Origin of the sequence: Paenibacillus artemisiicola, assembly GCF_017652985.1 — a bacterium.
In the GTDB taxonomy this organism is placed as follows: Bacteria; Bacillota; Bacilli; order Paenibacillales; family Paenibacillaceae; genus Paenibacillus_Z; species Paenibacillus_Z artemisiicola.
This window is the reverse complement of the sequence record NZ_JAGGDJ010000001.1, coordinates 389,218-409,415: the sequence shown is the minus strand read 5'-3', so window position 1 is coordinate 409,415 and position 20,198 is coordinate 389,218. Positions and strand designations below refer to the sequence as shown.

Annotated in this window: 18 protein-coding genes; 2 read left to right on the top strand and 16 right to left on the bottom strand. The window is 63.0% G+C overall.

Annotated features, from left to right (window positions below; genetic code table 11):
- Nucleotides 1-9: 9 nt before the first annotated feature.
- The 5 genes from I8J29_RS01805 to I8J29_RS01785 form a co-directional block, all read right to left on the bottom strand.
- Entirely contained in the window at nucleotides 10-2,349 is a 2,340-nt protein-coding gene (locus I8J29_RS01805; protein WP_208845868.1) for a helix-turn-helix domain-containing protein, read from the bottom strand.
- Nucleotides 2,350-2,578: 229 nt separating this feature from the next.
- A complete protein-coding gene (locus I8J29_RS01800) occupies nucleotides 2,579-3,709 on the bottom strand; it encodes a glycoside hydrolase family 88 protein (RefSeq protein WP_208845867.1) in 1,131 nt (376 codons plus the stop codon).
- A 123-nt stretch (nucleotides 3,710-3,832) separates the two neighbouring features.
- Complete coding sequence (locus I8J29_RS01795; RefSeq protein ID WP_208845866.1) at nucleotides 3,833-4,714, bottom strand: carbohydrate ABC transporter permease; 882 nt, start codon at nucleotides 4,712-4,714, stop codon at nucleotides 3,833-3,835.
- A 10-nt stretch (nucleotides 4,715-4,724) separates the two neighbouring features.
- Nucleotides 4,725-5,648 (bottom strand): ABC transporter permease, encoded by a 924-nt coding sequence (locus tag I8J29_RS01790; RefSeq protein WP_208845865.1) that lies wholly within the window; start codon nucleotides 5,646-5,648, stop codon nucleotides 4,725-4,727.
- 58 nt (nucleotides 5,649-5,706) lie between these two features.
- Entirely contained in the window at nucleotides 5,707-7,389 is a 1,683-nt protein-coding gene (locus tag I8J29_RS01785) for a type 2 periplasmic-binding domain-containing protein (RefSeq protein WP_208845864.1), read from the bottom strand.
- A 318-nt stretch (nucleotides 7,390-7,707) separates the two neighbouring features.
- On the opposite strand from I8J29_RS01785, the gene I8J29_RS01780 reads away from it, so the two are divergent.
- On the top strand, nucleotides 7,708-8,637 hold the full coding sequence (locus I8J29_RS01780; RefSeq protein WP_240545817.1) for a hypothetical protein: 930 nt from the start codon (nucleotides 7,708-7,710) through the stop codon (nucleotides 8,635-8,637).
- 141 nt (nucleotides 8,638-8,778) lie between these two features.
- On the opposite strand, the gene I8J29_RS01775 is transcribed toward I8J29_RS01780, so the two are convergent.
- The 9 genes from I8J29_RS01775 to I8J29_RS01735 form a co-directional block, all read right to left on the bottom strand.
- Nucleotides 8,779-9,795: a potassium channel family protein gene (locus tag I8J29_RS01775; protein WP_208845863.1), complete on the bottom strand. Its 1,017-nt coding sequence runs from the start codon at nucleotides 9,793-9,795 to the stop codon at nucleotides 8,779-8,781.
- Nucleotides 9,796-9,866: 71 nt separating this feature from the next.
- Nucleotides 9,867-10,259: a DUF350 domain-containing protein gene (locus I8J29_RS01770; RefSeq protein WP_208846241.1), complete on the bottom strand. Its 393-nt coding sequence runs from the start codon at nucleotides 10,257-10,259 to the stop codon at nucleotides 9,867-9,869.
- Nucleotides 10,259-10,942, bottom strand: coding sequence for a hypothetical protein (locus I8J29_RS01765; protein ID WP_208845862.1), 684 nt, complete (start codon nucleotides 10,940-10,942; stop codon nucleotides 10,259-10,261). The genes I8J29_RS01770 and I8J29_RS01765 overlap by 1 nt, the downstream gene beginning before the upstream one ends.
- Nucleotides 10,943-10,950: 8 nt before the next feature.
- Nucleotides 10,951-12,156 carry a glutathionylspermidine synthase family protein gene (locus tag I8J29_RS01760; RefSeq protein WP_208845861.1) on the bottom strand — a complete coding sequence of 402 codons (1,206 nt, stop codon included), beginning with the start codon at nucleotides 12,154-12,156 and terminating at the stop codon, nucleotides 10,951-10,953.
- Nucleotides 12,153-12,869, bottom strand: coding sequence for a hypothetical protein (locus I8J29_RS01755; RefSeq protein WP_208845860.1), 717 nt, complete (start codon nucleotides 12,867-12,869; stop codon nucleotides 12,153-12,155). Before I8J29_RS01755 ends, I8J29_RS01760 begins: the two co-directional genes overlap by 4 nt.
- A 23-nt stretch (nucleotides 12,870-12,892) precedes the next feature.
- Nucleotides 12,893-13,111, bottom strand: coding sequence for a hypothetical protein (locus I8J29_RS01750; protein ID WP_208845859.1), 219 nt, complete (start codon nucleotides 13,109-13,111; stop codon nucleotides 12,893-12,895).
- 243 nt (nucleotides 13,112-13,354) lie between these two features.
- On the bottom strand, nucleotides 13,355-13,495 hold the full coding sequence (locus tag I8J29_RS01745) for a hypothetical protein (protein ID WP_208845858.1): 141 nt from the start codon (nucleotides 13,493-13,495) through the stop codon (nucleotides 13,355-13,357).
- A gap of 508 nt (nucleotides 13,496-14,003) precedes the next feature.
- Complete coding sequence (locus I8J29_RS01740) at nucleotides 14,004-16,031, bottom strand: ABC transporter ATP-binding protein (protein ID WP_208846240.1); 2,028 nt, start codon at nucleotides 16,029-16,031, stop codon at nucleotides 14,004-14,006.
- Nucleotides 16,032-16,095: 64 nt separating this feature from the next.
- The gene (locus I8J29_RS01735) at nucleotides 16,096-17,844 is read right to left on the bottom strand and encodes an ABC transporter ATP-binding protein (protein ID WP_208845857.1); all 1,749 of its coding nucleotides are present in this window, start codon (nucleotides 17,842-17,844) and stop codon (nucleotides 16,096-16,098) included.
- Between the two features lie 714 nt (nucleotides 17,845-18,558).
- Here I8J29_RS01735 and I8J29_RS01730 point away from each other — a divergent pair.
- Complete coding sequence (locus I8J29_RS01730; protein WP_208845856.1) at nucleotides 18,559-18,765, top strand: hypothetical protein; 207 nt, start codon at nucleotides 18,559-18,561, stop codon at nucleotides 18,763-18,765.
- Here the strand turns inward: I8J29_RS01730 and glpX are convergent.
- Together glpX and I8J29_RS01720 are read right to left on the bottom strand one after the other, a co-directional pair.
- Nucleotides 18,755-19,741, bottom strand: coding sequence for a class II fructose-bisphosphatase (gene glpX, locus I8J29_RS01725; protein ID WP_208845855.1), 987 nt, complete (start codon nucleotides 19,739-19,741; stop codon nucleotides 18,755-18,757). The two genes, I8J29_RS01730 and glpX, sit on opposite strands and share 11 nt — an antisense overlap.
- 29 nt (nucleotides 19,742-19,770) lie before the next feature.
- Nucleotides 19,771-20,160: a hypothetical protein gene (locus tag I8J29_RS01720; protein ID WP_208845854.1), complete on the bottom strand. Its 390-nt coding sequence runs from the start codon at nucleotides 20,158-20,160 to the stop codon at nucleotides 19,771-19,773.
- Nucleotides 20,161-20,198: the final 38 nt, after the last annotated feature.

The following is a 20,198-nucleotide window of genomic DNA, read 5'->3' as shown; positions in this document are numbered from 1 at the left end:
AAGGCCCCCTTATACGATTTCCTTGTATTTGCCCGGCGTGATGCCCTCGTATTTCTTGAACACGCGAATGAACGTGGCGGCGTCGTTGTAGCCGACGAGCCGCGAGATGTCGTTGATCGATTCCTGCTTCGCGCGGAACATCGCCTTGGCCCGCGCGATCCGCGTCTTGTGAATGCAGTCGAGCAAGCCCTCGCCCGTCTGGTTCTTGAACAGCCGCGACAGGTAGCTGCCCTTCAGGTCGAAGCGTTCGCCGATCGCGTTGACGTTCAGATTCGCGTCCGCGTAATGGGCTTCGATGTACCGGACCACCTCGGCCGTCAGCTCGCGCAGCGAGCCTTCCCGCTCCAGCGCGGCGTTGCTCGCCCGCTTCTCCGCGGCGAACGCGCAGACGTCCCGAAGCAAGGTCTGCAGCGCCTCCTGCATCTCCTGCAGCGTGCCGCTGGCGACGACGGCGTCCAGCCAGCCCGCATCGCGCTCCCACGCGCTGCCTTCGCCGAGCTCGCCGATCGCCTTGACCATCGTGCCGACCAGGTCGAAGAGCAGGCAGCGCGCCAGCGCGAGCGGCATGACGCGTCCGCCGAAATTGCGTTCCGTGATCTCGCGCATGTACGACGATGCCTCCCCGAAGTCGCCGGCCTTGATGAAATTAATGAGCTGCTGCTCCGCCTGCAGCGGGTAGTAATATCCCGAACCGGCCGAATCCGCCGGGTTCGCGCGGATATCTTCGTACGCGAGGATGCCCTGCTTCCCGAGCACCATCTTGTACTCCATCGCGTCGACCGCCTCCTGGTACGCCGCCGCGATCCCCGCCCAGGCCGAATGGCACCCGCTCACGGAGATCGTGAGCTCCATATCGTACCGGCGCAGGAAGGCTTGCGCCTCGGAAGCGATCGCCGTCAGCTCGCCGCGGACGTCCGGCGCATCCGGCTTCAGGCAGACGAGGCAGGCCAGCATGTCGTCCGCTTCGGCGACGTAGCCGGCGTGCTGTCGCTGCAGCGCCAGCTCTTCGACGACGTTGCCGATGATGAACGGCGCGAGCCGCGCCCGCTCGTTCAGATCGATGCCCGGCAGCTTGGCGTACAGGCTCTCTTCGTTCTCCAGCACGAACAGCAGGACGGCGAATTCGTTCGACGGCAGCGCCATATGAAAGGAGCGGAACGCTTCCTCGTACGGGACGCGCGCGTCGAGCTTGCCCTTCAGCAGCCGGTAAATCATGTTGGAGCGCAGCGTCTGCTGGTGCTTCTGCAGCTGCGTCGCGATCCGCTCCTTCTCGCTTCTCGCGTTCAGAACGGCGCGCTGAATGTACCGGAGCTCGTTGCCGTCTCCCCGTTCGGCCGGCGCGTTGCGGTCTGTAAGCGATTGCATAAGTTCATGGATCGGCGTGTAATTCCGGCGCGTGAAGAACCAGGTCAGGATGCCGGCCCCGATCAGGCTGAGCAGAATGCTGATGGACGCGAAGCTGCGGACGTACTCGGCCTTCTTCCAGTAGACGGCGCTGGGGAAGATAAGCGCGTATTTCAAGTCCGACACGGCGGACGGCATGTAAAACAGCTCCGAGCCGCCGAGCCGCGTTTGCGTCAGGCGGACATGTCCGTCATCGAGGAACGGCTGCAGCTCCGGCGCGTCCGGGCGGCTCGACAGCAGAATCTCGTTGTCCTTGTCGAGAATAAGCAGCAGCCCTTCGCCGAAATCCGAGATGCCTTCGATCGCCTTCCGGAACCTCGAGGCGTCCGCCATCACGACGATCGACCCCGTCGGGTTGCCGCTCAGATCGTCCGGCAGCCGCGTGATGTACGCGATCGCGTCGTCCGACGTTCCCGCGCCCAGATGCGGCAGCACCGCGAAGCGGTTCGCCGCCGGGCCGCGCACCGTTTCCGACCAATCGTCGTAGGACAGGTCCCCCGTATCGTGAAGCGTGCGGAAGGCGGTCCGCAGGTCCCGGATGTTGCCCGGCCGCAGGATGGCCCCGCCCTGGTCCCAGACGACGTAAAATTCGTCGATCGAGGCGTAGGACGTCTTGTAGAGACGGAATTCCTTCGCCAGCTGGTAGGCGGTAAACGGCGCCTCCTTCGCCGGCTTGCTGGAGTACATCAAGCTTTGCAGCTTGTCGTTCCACGTAATCTCCATATCCAGCCGTTTCATCAGATCGACCTGGTTGTCGATCGTATAGCGCATCTGCTTCAGCAGGGCGTCGTTGGCGCGGTGAATCTCGCCCTTCAGCGCGTGGCTGGCCTGCGAATAAATGACCAGGCTGAGCGCGATCGGGACGAACAGGACCGCGCTGTAGGAGATCAGCCAGGTGAACACGATGCTTTTGCGTTTGTGCCATAATCCGCGAATCGTCGGCAAGCTCCCATCCCCCGCAAGTATCGGATTCGTCGTCTGGAAGGACGCGTTCAGACCTCCATTATACCCACTCGCGCCGCTGGAACGGAATGGAGAAAAACGAAAAAACGATTTACAAAAACGACAACGATGCGCCGGGCTTCGCCGCCCGGGCACGCGAAAAGCCCGAAAGGACGCCTGTCGTCCTTTCGGGCCGCGGTTCGCGGAGATATCGAAGCCGGCGCCGCCTGTTCTAGAAAATCCGCCGCGTCCAGCCGTTCAGCTTCGCGACCGCCTCCATGAAGAAGTAATCGCCGTAAATCAGCGAGACGTTCACGTTCTGTCCGGCCGGCTTGTGGCCCGTGCCCTGCGTCAGAATCGCTTCATGGTCCGGCCGGTCCCACGTCGCGTAACCCGCGTCGAGGGAGGCGAGGATGCGCCCGGCCGCCGCGCGGTAAGCCCGGCCTTCCCGCTCCGGCAGCGCGTCCGCAAGCTCGAGCAGCCCCGACGCCGCGATCGCGCCGGCCGAGGTGTCGCGCGGCTCGCCGCCGAGCTCCCCGTCCGCGCGGAAATCCCAGTGCGGGACGGCGTCCTCCGGCAGGTGGGCGACGAAATAATGCGCCACCCGCTGCGATGCTTGCAGATACGCCGGGTTCCCGGTATGCCGGAACGTATTGGCCATGCCGTACAGCACCCAGGCGTTGCCCCGGCTCCAAGCGGAATCCGGCGCCGCGCCTTGGCCGCCGAGGGCGTCCGCCCGCTCGCCCGTCTCCGGATCGAACCGGACGATATGGTGGGCCGAGCCGTCCGGCCGGATGAATTCCCGCAGCACCGTGTCCACGTGCAGCTTCGCGACATGCGCGAAGCGCGGATCCCCGCTCTCCTTCGCGGCCCAGAACAGCAGCGACAGGTTCATCGCCGTGTCCGCGATCGCCCAGCCGGTCCGGTCCCCGTTCCAGGCGCGGATGAATCCGCCCCGCGGATTGAAGCGGCCCGCCAGGAAGTTCGCGGCGAACAGCCCCCGCCGCCGCGCGTCCTCGTCGCCGGTCAGCGCGTATTTGAACACGGCCGTGGGCAGGAACTGGAAGCCTACGTCGTGGTCGAAGCGGTTCTCCTCCAGCATCAGCCGCTCCAGCCGTTCGTCCCAGCTCCAGGCGGCTTCCCGGAACCGGACTTCGCCGCTCATGTCGTGGGCGAGCCATAGCATGCCCGGCCAGAAGCCGGACGTCCACCAATCGAGCCGCAAATCGTCGTATTTGCCGTTGTCGCCGGCAACGTGCGGCGAGCGGCCGCCCATGGCCGCCCGCATGGCGTCGACCTTGGCGAGAACGCGCGCCCAGACGGCGGCGCTTGCGGTTTCGTTCCATGCTGCCGTTTCGATCATGTCTCTCCTGCCTCCTTTTCGTTGGCCGCGCGGGCACAGGCTTGCCCCGCGCGGATCGGCTCAATGAACAACCTACCATTCAGCCTATGATTTTACTTCTTGAATCAACCCTTCAGCGAATCGTCAGCCCTTCAGCGAACCGACCATGACGCCCTTCACGAAGAACCGCTGCACGAACGGGTAGACGCACAGGATCGGAACGGTCGCGACCATGATCGTCGCGTACTTGATCGTCTCGCCGATCTGGAACCGGTCGCCGGCCGAAGCGCCCGCGGACATGCTGTCGGTGGCGTTGGCGATCAGGATCTCCCGCAGGACGAGCTGCAGCGGGAACAGCTCGCGGCTCTTGATGAACACCGACGCGTAGAACCACCCGTTCCACTTGTCGACCGCGTAGTACAGAATCATGACGGCGATGACCGGCATCGACAGCGGGATGATGATCCGGAAGAGGATCGTGAAGTGATTGGCGCCGTCGATCTTCGCCGACTCCTCGAGGCTGTCCGGAATGCCCATGAACGCCGTCCGCATGATGATCAGGTTGAACGTGCTGACCGCGAACGGCACGATCGTCGACCAGAGCGAGTCCAGCAGCCCGACGCCCTTCACGATCAGATAGAGCGGAATCAGTCCCCCGCCGAAGAACATCGTGAATACGATGATGAACATGAAGACGTTGTTCCACAGGACGTTCTTGCGGGACAGCACGTAGGCGCCCAGCGCCGTCATGAACAGATTGACGAGGACGCCGGCGACGACGATGAACAGCGTGTTGCGGTAGCCGATCGCGATGCCCGGGTTCGCCAGCACGCTCTTGTAGGCTTCGAGGCTGAATCCGAGCGGCTTCCACAGAATGCCTTTGTACACGATCAGCCGGCCGGCGTCGCTGAACGAAGCGAACAGCACATACAGCAGCGGGTACAGCGTGGCGACGACGAGCAGCAGCAGGACGGCATAAATCGCGACGTCGAACGCCCGGTCGACGAAGCCCGTTTCCGTTTTCATCCTTCTCACCTCACCATAGGCTGCTTTTGCTCACTCGGCGGCTGACGGCGTTGGCCGTCACGAGCAGGATCAAGTTGATGCACGAATTGAACAGGCCGACCGCCGAGCTGTAGCTCCAGCCGAATTCGAGCAGGCCCTTCCGGTACACGAAGGACGAGATGACGTCGGCCGTCTCGTACGTGACCGGGTTGTACAGCAATATGATTTTCTCGAAGCCGACGTTGAGCAGGTTGCCCATCCGCAGAATCAGCATGATCGCGATGGTCGGCATGATGCCCGGCAGCGTGATGTAGACGATCTGCTTGAACCGGCTGGCGCCGTCCATCCGGGCCGCTTCGTACTGCTCCTGGTCGATGCTCATCAGCGCCGCGATGTAGATGATCGATTCCCAGCCGATCCGCTGCCAGATCTCCGACGAGATGTAGATCGGGCGGAACAGCCCGGGCTTCTGGAGCATCGCCTGCCCGTCGTAGCCGATCCAGGTTAGCAGGCGGTTGATCAGGCCGTCCGCGTTGGTGAAATCGGTGATGATGCCGCAGATGACGACGAGCGAGATGAAGTACGGCATGTACGTGATCGTCTGCACGACGCGCTTGAACATTCGGTGACGCACTTCGTTGATGAGCAGCGCCAGAATGATGGGCGCCGGAAACTCGAACAGCAGCGAATACAGGCTGATGAGCAGCGTATTCTTGAGAATGCGCACGAAATAGTAGCTGCGGAAGAACTCCTCGAAATGCTTCAGGCCGACCCAGTCGCTGCCGAGAATGCCCTTCATCGGCGAGTAATTCTTGAAGGCGATGAGCGCTCCGTACATCGGCGCGTAATGAAAGACGACGTAGTACGCGAGGACCGGCAGCATCATCAGGTACAGATATTTGTTCAGCAGGAAATCCCGCGCGAATCGGTTCTTGACCGTGGACGGCTGTGCCATGGCGCGATGCGTTCACCTCGTTTCGTAAAGGGAGGGGCCGCGGCCCCTCTCCGGTCTCTTACCGGCTGTCGTACCGCGCCAAGGCCGCCGTCTGAATCTCGATCGCGCGGTCGAGGTTCAGCGACTTCATCTTCGCGAGGTAATCGTCGTACTTGTCGACCGGCTCGGTGCCGAGGATGATCTTCAGCGTCATCTCGTCCACGAGCGTATCGATGTCGGTCATGATCGCGGCGTATTCCGAGCTCTCCTCCGGGGTCGGCGTGAGCGGCGGCAGGTTGTACTTGGCCGCGTCGGTCTTCGCCCAGACGCCGATCGCGTCGCGCTGCGTCTGCAGGGCGAAGAACTGCTCGGCGTAGCGCTTGTCCTGGACGAACGGGCCGTTGTAGCTGCCGCGGGCGTACTCCGAGATCGCCTGCGCCGGCGCGAGCTTGTCCGGATTCTTCATCAGCAGGTCGGTGTAGGTCGGATAGCCGTCCACCATGTTGTAGCTGACGCCTTCGGTTCCGAAATTGAAGAATAGATGCCCTTCCTCGCCGTAGCCGTAATCCAGCATGCGGACCGCCAGCTCCGGGTCCTTGGCCGACGTCGTGATCGCGACCGTGCCTTCGGAAGAGTACGCCTGCTGGCGCTGGCCGAATTTCGGCGTATCGCCCTTCTTCAGCACCGGATACGGCGCGGCGACGAGGACGGCCTTCGGATCGTTCGCCTGTGCGAGCGGCTGCCACTTGCCGATGCCGCCGCCCGCGTTGCCGACCGTGGCGCCGGTCGCGCCGGAGGCGATGTTGCTGTCGAGCGCTTTCGAATCCGCCGTTGCGGCGTTCTTGTCGATGAGCCCTTCCGCGTACCAGTCGTGGAACAGGGACAGGTAGTCCTTGAAGCCCGGCTCGGCCGGCCCGAATATGATCTTCCCGTCCTCCTGGTAGAAGCCGCGGTTCACGCCGAACGCGCCGATGAACGCGCCGTTGCCGGATTCGTTGAAGAACCGCGGCTTGCTGACGAACGAGAGCGGCGCGGCCGCGCCCTTCTTCTCCTTGAACGCGCGCAGCGTCGCCGTCCAATCGTCGATCGTCTCCGGCATTGGCAGCCCGAGCTCGTCGAGCCAGTCCTTGCGGATGATCGGTCCTTGGAAGACGCGCAGGTACTCGTCGCCGCGAATGAACGGGAACGCGTAGTAGCTGCCGCTGTCGGTCTTGACCATTTTGTCGATGTCGGGGTTGTCCTGCAAAAATTTCTTCAGGTTCGGCGCGTTCTTGTCGATCAGGTCGTTCAGCTTCAGGATATAGCCGTCGCCGATCGCCTTCTCCGGTCCGCCGGGGAAGCCCAGGAAGTTGTACTCGAGCATATCCGGCAGATCGCCGGAGGCGAGCATCACGTTGAGCGCTTCCTTCGTCTGGCCCGCGGGCGGCGCCGTGAATTTGAGCTTCACGCCGGTCTTCTTCTGCCAGTCCTGGAAGAACGGGACTTCGTCGTGCGACGCTTTGACGCCGACCAGGTTGCCGGTGATTTCGCCCCAGTACGTCAGCGTTTTGTCGGTCTTGATCGGATACGCCCCCGCTTCGCCGTCCCCCGCGGGAGATCCGGCGTTTCCTTCTTCCGCGGCCCCGTTCCCCTTGCCCTGCGCGTTGTCTTGCGCGTTGCCGCCGTTTGCGTTGCCGGTGTTGTTCCCGCCGTCCGACGAGCAGGCCGCGAGCAGCGAGCCGAGCAGCGCGACGCTCAAGCCGGAAGCCAACCATTTTCTCATGCGTTTCACCCTCCGTTGAATCGTATCGTGGCAAGAGGCCTGCAAGCGCTCTCGCCCCTTCAGACTAACGGGCCGCGGCCCTTCCCCGATAGGCGCAAAATCGCCAATCCGATGTCGAATTCCTGCGCGCCGGCTGACGATTTCGCCAATGCGATCGACGATTTCGCGCCCAGCCGCGTTCGAGGCGCCGCTCCGTTCGAAGTCCGGGGCGGCCCTCGACCAAAGCCGTACCCGGGCCTCGGTCCCGCGCAGGTTTTTTCCAAGAAATAGCAGCGGTACGATGAAAGCAGCACATCACCGAATAAGGAGTGAAGGAAGATGAAGAACGCGATGTTCCCGCCAATGGCGGGAAATCGGCATGAAGCCAAGGAGATCCCCCGGTTCTTTCAAGGCGAGAAATGGCTGGTGCTGACGGGGCTGTTCGGATTTCTGCTCGCGGCCGTCTGCGGCCTATGGTGGCTATTGGAAGGCGCGGCGGTCGCGCCGGGCGGCGACATTTCGCATGCGTTCTCGTTCGACGCGGCGCTGGGACTGTTCGTGCTGTCGACGGCGGCGATCGTCCCGCTCTCGGGCGCGGGACCGAAGGTTCGGGCCTTCTTCCGCTGGTCGTACATTCCGCTGGCTCTCTACTCGTACGCGGCGGAAACGGTCCAAAACGCCCGCGGCGTCAATCCGCGGTTCCTGGAAGACGGCGCGGCGGCGTTCGACGTCGCGGTCGGCAATATATTCGCGAGCGTCGCTGCCCTGCTGATTCTCTACTACCTCTTCTTCGCCGGTTATTTTTTCCGGTCCGGCGCCTACCGCCGGCAGCCCGAGCTGGCGATCGGCATCCGCTACGCCATGGCGGCGGTGGTCGTCTCCTTCGCGGCCGGCATCTGGATCTCGATGAACCAAGGCCGCACCGTCGGAACGGACGGCAACATCATCTGGCTGCACGGCCTCGGCTTCCATGCGCTGCAGGCGCTTCCGGCCGTCGCTTGGCTCTCGGCCCGCGCCGCGCGGCGCGGCTTCGCAAGCCGCGGCTATATCCACGCCGCCGGAATCGCGTTTCTGCTCGGCCTGCTCGCCATCGGCTGGCAGACGTATTTGGGCCACGCGCTCTTCGCTTGGTCCGCGCTTCCGCTCGCCGCCGCGGCCTGCTTCCTGATCTCGCTCGCGGCCGGCGCCGTCTCCTTCCGGCTTGCGTTCCTGGAACCGGGCGCGGGCAGCGGAACCTCCGCTTCGGGCGGCAGCGCGAATCTGCGGTAACCGGCGTCCTAACAGACCAAAAAGACCATGTCTGCGGCGGCGCCGCAAGGCATGGTCTTGTGGTTTTAACTTGCTGGGAATGTCGTCAATCGATTAACCTCCGCCCACCTGACCGTTCCCAGGCCCTACAATGGCTGCGGCCTAGGAGCCCAAGATCGCGTCGAAGGTCGATTTGTCCGCGATCACGAACAGTCTCGCTTCCGGCGGAATCGCTTCGCGGAGCTTGCGGTTCACCCCGAGGTCCCCGCGGTCGGAGATCAGCGTCGCGCCCCGGCTCAGCAGTTCCTGGAAGGCGTCGCCGTACGTCCGCCATTCGGGCTTCAGCGGCACCTCGTAGATATCGTCGCCGTGCTGCCGGCTGAGCAGCTGGCTGAAGATCTCCGAATTGCCTTCCTGCAGCGCAGCCCGGACGGCAAGCCGCGAGATCGCGTCATGCGACAGAACGAACTCGTTCACCTTGACGTAGCGGAAGTTCTGGACGTTCTTCTCGTGCACGATCTCGACCGTGGAATGGATGCTCGGCGCGAGCCGCTCGATGCTCGAGGCGATGAGCAGCGTCTTCCCGTCGGCCAGCGCCGCTTCGTCGATCCGCGAGTCCGCGAAGATGATCGCCGCGCGCGCCTCCGTCAGATTCGCCTCTTCCAGCACCTCGTCGGAGGCCGGGTCGCCGCTGATGAAATGCACGCGGCTCTTCCGCTGCATCGGATGCCGGTCGGACTCGTCGATGATGACGATTTCCGCGTCCGGCAGGCAGGCCGCGATTTCGTCGACGGCGTACTGCGCCTTCTTGCTCCAATTAATGATGATGAAATGCCCTTTCCCCTGGAACCGCAATTGCCCGGCCTCCCTCTGCCGCTGGATGGATGCGATGGAATCGATGACTTTGCCGATCAGCAGGCTGAGCAGTCCGATTCCGAAGACGTACAGGAAGATCGTCAGCAGCTTGCCGGCCGCCGTCTTGGCGTAATAATCGCCGTACCCGACCGTCGACATCGTCGTCAGCACCCAATACAGCGCGTTGAACCAGGAATGGAACGTCTCCGGCTCCAGCGCCAGCGCGAGCGTCGAGCACGCGAGGATGAAGACGAGCGCCGTCAGGATGATCGACGTGTTTTTGAAATGCATGGTCTTGAGCAGCAAGCGAAGCAAAAAATGCATGCGGATGTTCCTCTCCCGTTCGGATCAGCCTCGTATTTCGGCGGGCAGTCCCGTTCCCTCGGCGCGTCTCGTTAGACGATCAGGCTGCTGACGGCGAAGCTCGTGCCGAGGTATACCGCGCAGAGCAGGATGCCGATCGCGTTGTTGCCCTGCTGCAGATGCTCGGAGACCTTCAGCCCCGGCGTCGCCAGCTCGAAGAGCCAATACGCGGCGATCAAGCAGACGTAGCCGACGGCGAACCACAGCATTAAATACCAGATGGACGTGTTCGTGTATGCCGCGACGCCGAGTATGATCGCGGTCGCCATGAATTTGCCGCCGAGCGCTAGGCCGACGGCCGTATTGCCCTTGCGCAGCTCCTCCATGTCCTTGAATGGGGTCATCCAGCTGAAGACGAGCATGCCGAGCAGTTGAAGAAGAATAATGACGACGATGCTGATGATTAAATTGGTTACCACGACCATCATGCCCACCCCCTGAATTTCGCGTACGCCAAATCATAATTCGCGTAGTCGTGGACTTCCTCGACCATGACCGGCACTTCTTTCAAACTCTTCAGCTTCTGGTACCGCGCGTCGTCGATCGGCTGCTTCAGCTGGTTGCCCGACGGAAGCGTGATGACGGCGAAATTGCGCGTCTTGCCCTGGTAGCTCGTCTTGTAGACGCCGACCAGGCTGACGTTCGTCTTGAGCGAGATTTTCAAATTGGCCATGTCGGCCTTCGCCTTCGCCTCGTCCGGATACGACTTGATCGTCGTCCAAGCGGAAAGCTTGACCTCGTTGTTGCCGCTCGCGCCGGTCGTCATGTCGGCGCTCATGAACTGCAGCGTCCAGACCTTGTCGCCGGTGGCGTAGTTGCCGTCGTTCGGAAGCAGCGCGTTGTCCGGCAGGATCGTCATGTCGCCGCCGATCAGGTCGCCGACGGTGCCTTGGACGAGCCGGTAATCCCACGGGATCCGGTCGGGGTCGGCGGTCTCGGCCTGCGCGTTCGCCGATGCGCTGGCGCTCAGTACCGACGTCTGGTCGTTCCCGCAGGCGCCGAGAAGCAGCGCGGCGAGCGCGCCGGCCGCCAGCAGGCCAAGCAGCCTCGGACGGAAGCGGCGCGCGGCGCCGGACGATGCCCGGGGTCCCGGTGTTGGTGTGGTCATAGTGTCGATCATCCTCGTTCCTTCACTCCTAGCGGGATAAAATGGCTCGTATTGCCGGTAATCGGACCGCCGGCTCTGCCGAGCATGCCGCAGGGCGTGCCGTTCAGCACGAACAGGCCCGTCAGCAGATGGAAGTCGCCCGCGGCCGTCGCGATGCGGGCGAGCTCAGCCCGTTTCTGGTACACGGTCGGAAAGAGCGCGCTCGTATCGAAGCCGTCCCGGTCCTCGATCTCGAGGCGCCCCTCCCGGTCGAACATCCGGACGGAGCCGCCTTCGCGGCCGAACATCGATTTCGACACGAAGCTGCCCTGGAAGACGGCCTTGTTGTACGTCGGCAGCATATAGCGGCGGATCGCCTTCCGCTCCTCGGCGTCGTACAGTTGATTCAGCTCGTATAAGCCCCAGATCGCCGCTTGCAGTCCTTTCGACTGCAGGAGGATGGCGTGCGGGTTGTTGAACAGCGCCAGATTGCCGCTGTCGACCGCGTACAGCAGCGCGTCGCCGCCCTCGTCGACGGCAAGCCATTCCTTCGGGTACAAGGCGAACATGCGCCGGATCGCGGCGCCTTGCCCGTCCTTCAGCACGCCTTCGTCCACCCACAGCTCCAGGCAATCGACGCAGCGGACGTTCAGGCCGCTGTGGCGGACGAGCGCCTCGATGGTGCCCGAATCCTCCAGGTGTTCGCCATAGCCGACGCAAGCGGCGGTATCGGGCCGTTCCTCCGCCCAGGCCGCCGCGACGAGCTCCGCCATGCGCGCGTTCGGCGAAGCGATGCCCGCTTGCCCGCACAGCCAAGGCGTCGCGATCGCGGCTTCGACGTAGCCCGTCGGCGTATCGGCGTTCAGCTCCAGCAGCTTGATCGCGCCTTCGCCCGAGACGGCGAAGTCGAACCGCGCGTAGCGGCTGATAAAGCCCTCCGCCGGGAGCGGCAGCAGATCCAGCGTCTCCCACAGAATCTCCGGAATGCCGAGCCGTTCGTAGAGCTCGCGCTTGCCGTGCACGAAGCGGACCGCCTTGTCGAAGACGCGCCACAGCTTCGCGGCCGCGGCCTCGAGCTCGGCGTACGTCTCCTCCCGCATGACGACGATCTGGTCGAGCCAATAGGCTTCGTCCTCCAGATCCGCCCAGGCGAAGCCGATGTCGCGCAGCCGCGCGACGCGCGAGGCCCGGTCCGGATCGGGCGTCCCGCGCACTTCGAACGCTTGCGTCGTCATCCGCCGAAGCCTCCCGACGAATGGGAGCTGCTGCTATGGCTCGACGAACCGGAGCTCGACTTCGAGCCGCTGATCACGCTCGAGGTGCCGCCGATGCCGCCGGGCTTCGAGGACGAAGAGCGCCGCGTGACCGTACCCGACCCCGTCGTCGTCTTCGGACGCACCGCCGAGCCGACGACCGGCTTGTTCTGGAAGCTGTCGCCGGTGAAGCTCTTCGCTTTATACGGCGTGCTCGTGTTCGCGTAATACGTCGTATGCGATCTCGACCACGACGACGTCGAGTAGGAGCCGCCGTTATTGAACAGCAAATGATAGAGGAGCAGATCGTCCCAGCCGAAGCTGGAATGCGAACCGTTGTTGATGATGATCGTCTCGTGGCCGGAGCCGCTTGCGCCGGCCGAGCCCGCGCCGCCGCCTCCCCCCGATGCGACGGGCGTCTGGTCCTGCTCGTCTTCGTCGTCCTCGCCGAGCATCGGAAGGTTCCAATCGACGGCGGGATCGAAGTACGCTTTCACCGCTTCCGTCGAGTACTCGACCAGCTTCGGCTGTTCCGGCGCCGCGGCCGTTCCGTCCGCCGCGTGACTCACCGCGCCGAACGCGACGCTGGCCAGCAGCGCGAGGCCGAGCGACGTCGAGAGCACCCGCAGCGGCTTGCCGTCCTTCGTAAACAGCTTGCTTCTGACCGACTCATGCGGCTGTTCGTTTCGTGTCAATCGAGGGCTCCCCTTTCGCTGCGTCATTCGTCGGTCCGCATCGGAACGACGAGAATTTCCAATTTGCCGCTATCTAGATTCATACGGCCTTCCAGCGTCTCGTATTCGCGTCCGCCGACCGTAATGTAATTGACGTGCTCGAGCGACGCGACCATCGCCGGGGTCCAGTCCCGCTCGTCGATTTTCGCCAAGCCGCCGTCCGCTTCCTTCTCGTATAAAATGACGCCGATTCCGTGTTCCACTTCTTGCCATCCTCTCGAATTTGGAGTCTCTACCAGATTTTACAGTAAGCGATAGGCAAAAGAATTGTCAATCTCCGAGTTGTTTCGACATGCGCGTAAATGATGGTACGCGATCCGCGCGGCCGATTCGCGGTTCTTACATTAATCAGACTAGCCGAATGAATCCATGCTTCCAATGCCGCGGTGATGCCGCGCCGGCGCGAAGGGCTTTGCGGAGGGGATTAAATCCGCTCTGCCTCCCCGTCACTTGGCGCCGTACTTGCCTTGCGCGTCCGCTCGCACGTATCCGCCGTTCGTCGCGACCGCGATGGAGACGACGGGGTCGACACCCGAGATGATGTAATATTTGGTGCCGGCAGCCGCCAATAATGTAAATATTTTCAAATCCATCACCTCGCAGCAACTGACGCTGTCGACGGCGTCAAAGTTGCAGCAAGCGTGTTATTCTCCTTTCCTTCCATTCTTTTCAATCCGCTTCTCACGTTCTTTTCCATTTTGCAAGCTTGTTTTACTGGCCTGCAAGCGTTGCGCCCGATCGCGATCCTGGCTACCGATTCATACGAACGTTGCCCCGATTGGTGTCATGCCGACGAGGATTTGCCGCGGAAATCGCCGGTTTTTTGCCCCCGAACCAAGCAGGCGGCCGATGTAAACCAGCTCCCATACGGCGCGAACGCACAAAAAAGCCGCATGCCATCCGTTGGCATGCGGCTGTCGGGAATTGGAAATTGCGTCTGGCACCGGATAGCGCTTCGCGCGCATGACCGGCGTACGCAGCGCCGCCGACGCGCCGCGGGCAGGCTCTCGCAATGCCGAGGACGACGAGGTCGCGCGGCTAGCCTCAGCGGACGCGGGCGGCAACCGCTCGCACCCGACCGGCGGCCGGACCGCCTTATGCGCCGACGGCGACCCCCGCGCCCTGCTGCAGCTCATACATCGCGCGGTATTTGCCGTCGAACGCCATCAGCTCGTCGTGATTGCCGCGCTCCACGATCCGTCCGCGGTCCAGGACGAGAATCTGATCCGCCGCGCGGATCGTGGAGAGCCGGTGCGCGATGACGAACGTCGTGCGCCCGCGCTTCAGCACGTCGAGCGCCCGCTGAATGACCGCCTCGGTCTCGGTATCGATGCTCGCCGTCGCCTCGTCCAGGATCAAGATCGCGGGGTCGAACGCGAGCGCCCGCGCGAACGAGATGAGCTGGCGCTGTCCCGCGGACAGGGTGCTGCCCTTCTCGATGACCGGTTCATCCAGGCCGTTCGGGAGCTGCATGAACATGTCGTACGCGCCGACGTCGCGGAGCGCCTGCTCGACCTTCTCCCGCGTGATCGCGGGATCGTCCAAACTGACGTTCGACGCGATCGTCCCCGTGAACAGGAACGGATCCTGCAGAACGATGCCCATATGTTCGCGGAGCTCCTGCTTCGAGAGACCGCGCGCGTCCGCGCCGTCGATCGTAATCGCGCCGCGCTCGACGTCGTAGAACCGGAAGAGCAGGTTCAGGATCGAGCTTTTGCCCGAGCCGGTATGGCCGACGAGCGCGACCGTCTCGCCCTGCTTCGCCTCGAAGCTGATATTCTTCAGCACGTCCTCGCCCGGCTTGTAGCCGAACGAGACGTCATGGAAACCGACGTTCCCCTTGTATCGCGGCATCCGCTCTTCCGAGACCCGGACGCCCGGCTCGTCGAGCAGCGCGAACACGCGCTCCGCCGACACCCGCGCCACCTCCAGGTTGGACAGCTGGTTGACGATGCCGACGATCGGCTGCATCATCCGGTTCATGTAATCGATGAAAGCGTAGAGGACGCCGATCGTCACGGCCGACGAGAGCGACCCGCCGGCGAACAGCCAGATGACGAGCAGGAAAATCACGTTCCGGAACACGTTCACCAGGTTGTGGCTCGTCAAGGAGTTGAGGGTCAGCAGCTTGTTTTGATAATTGAAGTAGTCGTCGTTCATCTCGCGGAATTCCGCCATCGTCTCGTTCTCCCGGCGGAACGCCTGGATGATCGGCATGCCTTGGATCGACTCGTTGATCATCCCGTTGATGTCGCTCAGGCGGGAGCGAATGACGTGGTTGTACCGCGACGCGAACTTGCGGTAGACGACGATCCACAGGTACAGGATCGGCAGCATCGGCAGCGCGATGAGCGCCAGCGTCTCGTCCAGGATGAACAGCGCGCCGATGATGGCGACCATGTAGATCAAGCCGGAAAAGAAATTCGCCAGCACGGACACGTACAGCTCGCGGATCGCTTCCGTGTCGTTCGTCACCCGCGCGACGACCTTGCCCGCCGGGAGGTTGTCGAAATACTGCACCGGCAGCTCCTGGATGTGCCGGAAGACGTCGTTGCGCATCTTGCGCACGATCCGGTTCGCCGATACTTGAAGCAAATACCGCTGGCCGTAAGCCAGCGCCGCGCCGACGAGCAGCAGCCCGACGTAGAACGCCGCGAGCTTGTAGATGCTCGGGAACTCCGGCTCGTAGAAGCCGTAAATCTCGCCGCGGCTCAGCTTCGCGGCCGGATACCGCAGCGCGTTCCCGTCGCTCGCCTCGACCGTCAGCGCGCCGTCCGCGAAAGTCCGTTTGCCGGTATCGGGGACGCCGGCCGCGTCGACGAAGTAGTAGGTCAAGCCGGTTTGGAGCACGCGCACCTCGCGGCCTTTCGTTTCGCCGGCCAGCCAGTGGTCGGCGCGTTTGTAGGCGCGGCCTTGATAGTCGACCGCGTACGGATCGCCATGGTTCGCGGTTTCGTACCAGGGCTTCTCGATGCCCATGATGTTCGTGTCGATCATCCGCTTCGCGACGAACGGGCCGACCAGCTCCGCGGCGATCGCCAGCGCGAGCAGCAGAAGCGCGAGCAGAATCGGTTTCTTGAACTGCCAGGCGTATTGAAATAATCGTTTGCCGTTGTTGCCCATTGGGGGTTCCACCTTCTCTTCTTCCTTCGTTCTGTTCAAGCGGTTGCGACGGAGCATCGGAGCGCTACGCTTCGACCGCCGTCGCGAGCTGCTGGCGATCGTATTGCTCCTTGTACCAGCCGCCGTTCCGGATCAGCTGCTCGTGCGCGCCTTCTTCGACGATCCGGCCTTCGTCCAGGACGATGATCCAGTCCGCGTGCTGCACGGCGGACAGCCGGTGCGTCGCGATGAGCGTCGTCTTGCCGGCGCGCTCCCTGCGAATGCCTTGGAGAATCTCCGTCTCTGTCTTGGCGTCGACCGCGGACAGGGCGTCGTCGAGCATGAGGATTTCCGGGTTGGCGATGACGGCGCGGGCGATGCTGACCCGCTGCTTCTGTCCGCCGGAGAGGGCGACGCCCTTCTCGCCGACCAGCGTCTCGAGGCCGTCCGGCAGGAACGTCACGTCCTTGCGGAACGCGGCCAGGTCCAGCGCCTTGCCCAGCTGCGCTTCGTCCATCTCGCCTTCAAGGCCGTAGCCGATATTCTCGCGGATCGTCTTGCTGAACAGGATCGGCTGCTGCGGCACGTAGCCGATCCAGCCGCGGATCTCGCGCAGGGCGATATCCCCGAGCGGGACGCCGCCGGCCGTCAAGCGGCCTTGGCCGAGCGGATATTCCCGGAGCAGCTGCTTCAGAAGCGTCGTCTTGCCGCTGCCCGTCCGTCCGACGATGCCGAGCGTCTGGCCGCGCTTCAGCGTGATCGAGACATCGACCAGGTTGTCGATCGTCGAGGACGGGTACCGGAACGTCACGCCGTTGAACTCGAGCGATTCCGGCACCTGCAGCGGCACGGTACGCTCGGCATCCTGCACGTCCGGCTTCGCGCCGAGCGTCTCGTTGATGCGGTCGAGCGACGCGTTGCCCCGCTGCATGATGTTGATCAGCTCGCCGATGGCGAACATCGGCCAGATCAGCATCCCGAGAAACATATTGAACGATACGAGCTCGCCGAGCGAGATTTCGCTCCGGAAGACGAGCACCCCGCCGTAGCAGAGACCGATCAAGTAACTGATCCCGACCAAAATTTTGACCGTCGGCTCGAAGAGCGCGTCGATCTTGGCCACGGCGATGTTCTTGCGGAACACGTCGTCCGTCATCGCGCCGAACCTTCTCCGGTCCGCCTCCTCCTGCACGAACGCCCGGATGACCCGCACGCCGGAGACCGATTCGAGCACCTGGTCGTTCAGGTTGCCGAAGGCGTCCTGCTGCTCCGTGAACCGCTCGTGGATCTTCTTGCCGAAATGCTGCATGATGAGCGCCATGAGCGGCAGCGGCAGCAGCGCCGCGAGCGTTAGCTTCCAGCTGATCACGCCGGCCATCATGACGAGGATCGTCAGCATGAAGAGCGTGGAATCGATCAGCGTCAGAATGCCGAACCCGGCCGTCTGCGACACCGCGCCGAGGTCGTTCGTCGCCCGCGCCATCAGATCCCCCGTCCGGTTGCGCTCGTAGAACGTCGGCGTCATTCGCATGAAATGCCGCATGAGCCGCGAACGCAAGGTTCGCTCCAGCACGAAGGACGAACCGAAAAGCAGCGACCACCAGACGCACGTAATGACGTAGCCGACGACGGTGAGGCCCGCCCAGAACGCCACGAGCTCCGTCAGCTTGCCCGGGGTCATCGTGCCCTGCTGGATGCCGTCGACCGCCGTCCCGATCAGCTTGGGCGGCAGAACGTCCATGATGCCGACGATCGTCAGCAGCACGACCGCGATCGTGTAGCGCCTCCAGCGCATTTTGAAAAACCAGCTTAATTTCTTCAGTACGGTAAACACGTCCATCCACAACCTTTCTCGCTAGTAAAGAACAAAAAAGACGTACCGCCGTAAGCGATACGCCTGAGCCCCGGTGTCCGGGCATTCGCGGACCGATGGCCGCGAACGCCTTGCCGAGCGCGCAAAAAAGGCGCACGATTACGTCGCCGCAACCGTGCGCCTTCCGATGGGCAGACCGGGAACTTGCGTTCTCCGTCCTGCCGCGGTCAGACCGCGCGAGGGTTACGTCCTATGCGATTGCGGACGCCGCCGGCAGCCGGCAGCGCAATGAGAACCAATCGATCGTACCGCATAGTCGTAACCCTCCTTTCCGTTCCTCAAAGTATATGTGACAATTTACCATCGATGCGCGAGCGCTGTCAATGGGCAATTTGAAAATTCCATGAACTTTTTACAATCGGCCCTTTCGGCAAACCGTTCAGTAGGCTTAAAAACAAGAAGACCGCCGGCGCCCGGCCTAAGCCGAACGCGGCGATCTTCCGTGTCGTCCGAAAACGACGGGTACCCGAGGCGCTTTTGTATTGCATCGATCCGCATCCCGCGCCTCCGTCCGGATTAGATCCGGGCGGACCGGGTAAGGGACGCGATCAACATGGAACTAGAAATGTTGACCACCTCCTTTCGTGTACACACACTGTACCACAGCCGCGGACAATGCGCCAGCTATTTATTCAAATTTTCTGAACTTTCCATTTTCCAGCGGAAGCGAGTGTCTTGAACGACGATCCGCCGCGCAAGCCGCAGGCATGGATCCAGCAAGCGCTGCCTTCGCGCCATGCCCGGAACTGCCGTGCACGACGCGAATTGCGGGGCAACCGGTTCAGCCTTCAGATCGGATGCTGCTCTTGTTCGTTACCTTTCCGCCGCGCCTCGATTCTTATTCATGCCGCGCTGAATGAGTTCCCGCCGATCAGCCCGTAAGGCTTGCCGATTCTTCGCGGCGGACCGACTTATTCGGCAGATAGTGGATCGTCTTGATGAAGCGGACCGTGCCGGTCTTGGCGCGCATCACGATGGAATGGGTCTCGGCACGCTGGTTCGGCAGGTAGCGCACGCCTTCCAGAAATTCGCCGTGCGTCACGCCGGTCGCCGCGAAGATGACGTCGTCCGTGCCGACGAGGTCCTCCATCGCCAGCACGCGGTCGGGATCGGCGAGCCCCATCGCGACGGCGCGCTCGTACTGCTCCGGATTTTCGGGCAGCAGGCGACCTTGAATCTCGCCCCCGAGCGCTTTCAGCGCCGCCGCGGCCAGCACGCCTTCGGGCGCTCCGCCGGAGCCGAGGTACAGGTCGATGCCCGTCTCCGGGAAGGCCGGCGCGATGGCGCCGGCGACGTCGCCGTCCGACAGGAGCGAGATCCGCGCGCCGAGCCGGCGCATCGTCCCGATAATCGGCTCGTGCCGCTCCCGGTCGAGAATCATGACGTTCAAGTCGGAGAGCGGTTTGCCAAGGACGTCGGCGGCTTTCGCCAGCGTAACTTCGACGGGATCAAGGAGATGCAGCTTGCCGGCGAGCGCGGGACCGACGGCGAGCTTCTGCATATACATGTCCGGCGCGTGCAGCAGCTGCCCCTTGTTCGCGATGGCGACGACGGCGAGGGCGTTGTTCAAGCCTCTCGCCACGAGATTCGTGCCCTCGAGCGGATCGACCGCGACGTCGACCTCCGGACCATCGCCGTTGCCCAGCGGCTCGCCGATGTACAGCATCGGCGCTTCATCCATTTCGCCTTCGCCGATGACGACGGTGCCGCGCATGGAGACGGAATCGAACATCGTCCGCATCGCCGTCGTGGCGGCGTCGTCCGCGCTCGTTTTGTCGCCTCTGCCGATCCACGGCGCCGATTCCAGCGCCGCCAATTCCGTTACGCGAACCACTTCCAAGGCCAATTCCCGTTCCATGTATCCTCTCTCCTTTCGCCGGCCGGCGTTTACGCCGTAATACCGGACAACCACTCGACCGCGGGGCACATGCCCGCGAATTCGTGATGCAGCAGCGGCGCCGGATCGACGAGATCGTCATCGGCTTGGACTGCCGAGGACCGCATCGGATTGACGGTCGCCGTGTAATGGATGCCGGCGTTCAACAGGCGCGGCAGCCATTCTTCGGCCAGCCACTTGGTGTCTTCGGCGACGACCAGTATGTGGCTGGAGTCGAACAGCGCTTTTTTGGCGTTCTTCATGACGGCGAGCTCGATCATTTTGTCGAGCGGCTCGCGGAATTCATCGCCCTTGGCGAAGGCGTGCCAGCGGATCACGACGGTTTCGATGGCTTCGTCCCAATAAATGTGCGCCTTGTCGGTTACGTAATAGTCCTTCATGTATGATCACTCCTGATGGTAAATTTAGCGTTGGTTTC

Bases quoted from the DNA above. Each gene is read 5' to 3' on its own strand.
- I8J29_RS01800 (WP_208845867.1), bottom strand. From the start codon at position 3,709: ATGATCGAAACGGCAGCATGGAACGAAACCGCAAGCGCCGCCGTCTGG.
- I8J29_RS01795 (WP_208845866.1), bottom strand. From the start codon at position 4,714: ATGAAAACGGAAACGGGCTTCGTCGACCGGGCGTTCGACGTCGCGATT.
- I8J29_RS01790 (WP_208845865.1), bottom strand. From the start codon at position 5,648: ATGGCACAGCCGTCCACGGTCAAGAACCGATTCGCGCGGGATTTCCTG.
- I8J29_RS01785 (WP_208845864.1), bottom strand. From the start codon at position 7,389: ATGAGAAAATGGTTGGCTTCCGGCTTGAGCGTCGCGCTGCTCGGCTCG.
- I8J29_RS01780 (WP_240545817.1), top strand. From the start codon at position 7,708: ATGAAGAACGCGATGTTCCCGCCAATGGCGGGAAATCGGCATGAAGCC.
- I8J29_RS01775 (WP_208845863.1), bottom strand. From the start codon at position 9,795: ATGCATTTTTTGCTTCGCTTGCTGCTCAAGACCATGCATTTCAAAAAC.
- I8J29_RS01770 (WP_208846241.1), bottom strand. From the start codon at position 10,259: ATGGTCGTGGTAACCAATTTAATCATCAGCATCGTCGTCATTATTCTT.
- I8J29_RS01765 (WP_208845862.1), bottom strand. From the start codon at position 10,942: ATGACCACACCAACACCGGGACCCCGGGCATCGTCCGGCGCCGCGCGC.
- I8J29_RS01760 (WP_208845861.1), bottom strand. From the start codon at position 12,156: ATGACGACGCAAGCGTTCGAAGTGCGCGGGACGCCCGATCCGGACCGG.
- I8J29_RS01740 (WP_208846240.1), bottom strand. From the start codon at position 16,031: ATGGGCAACAACGGCAAACGATTATTTCAATACGCCTGGCAGTTCAAG.
- glpX (WP_208845855.1), bottom strand. From the start codon at position 19,741: ATGGAACGGGAATTGGCCTTGGAAGTGGTTCGCGTAACGGAATTGGCG.
- I8J29_RS01720 (WP_208845854.1), bottom strand. From the start codon at position 20,160: ATGAAGGACTATTACGTAACCGACAAGGCGCACATTTATTGGGACGAA.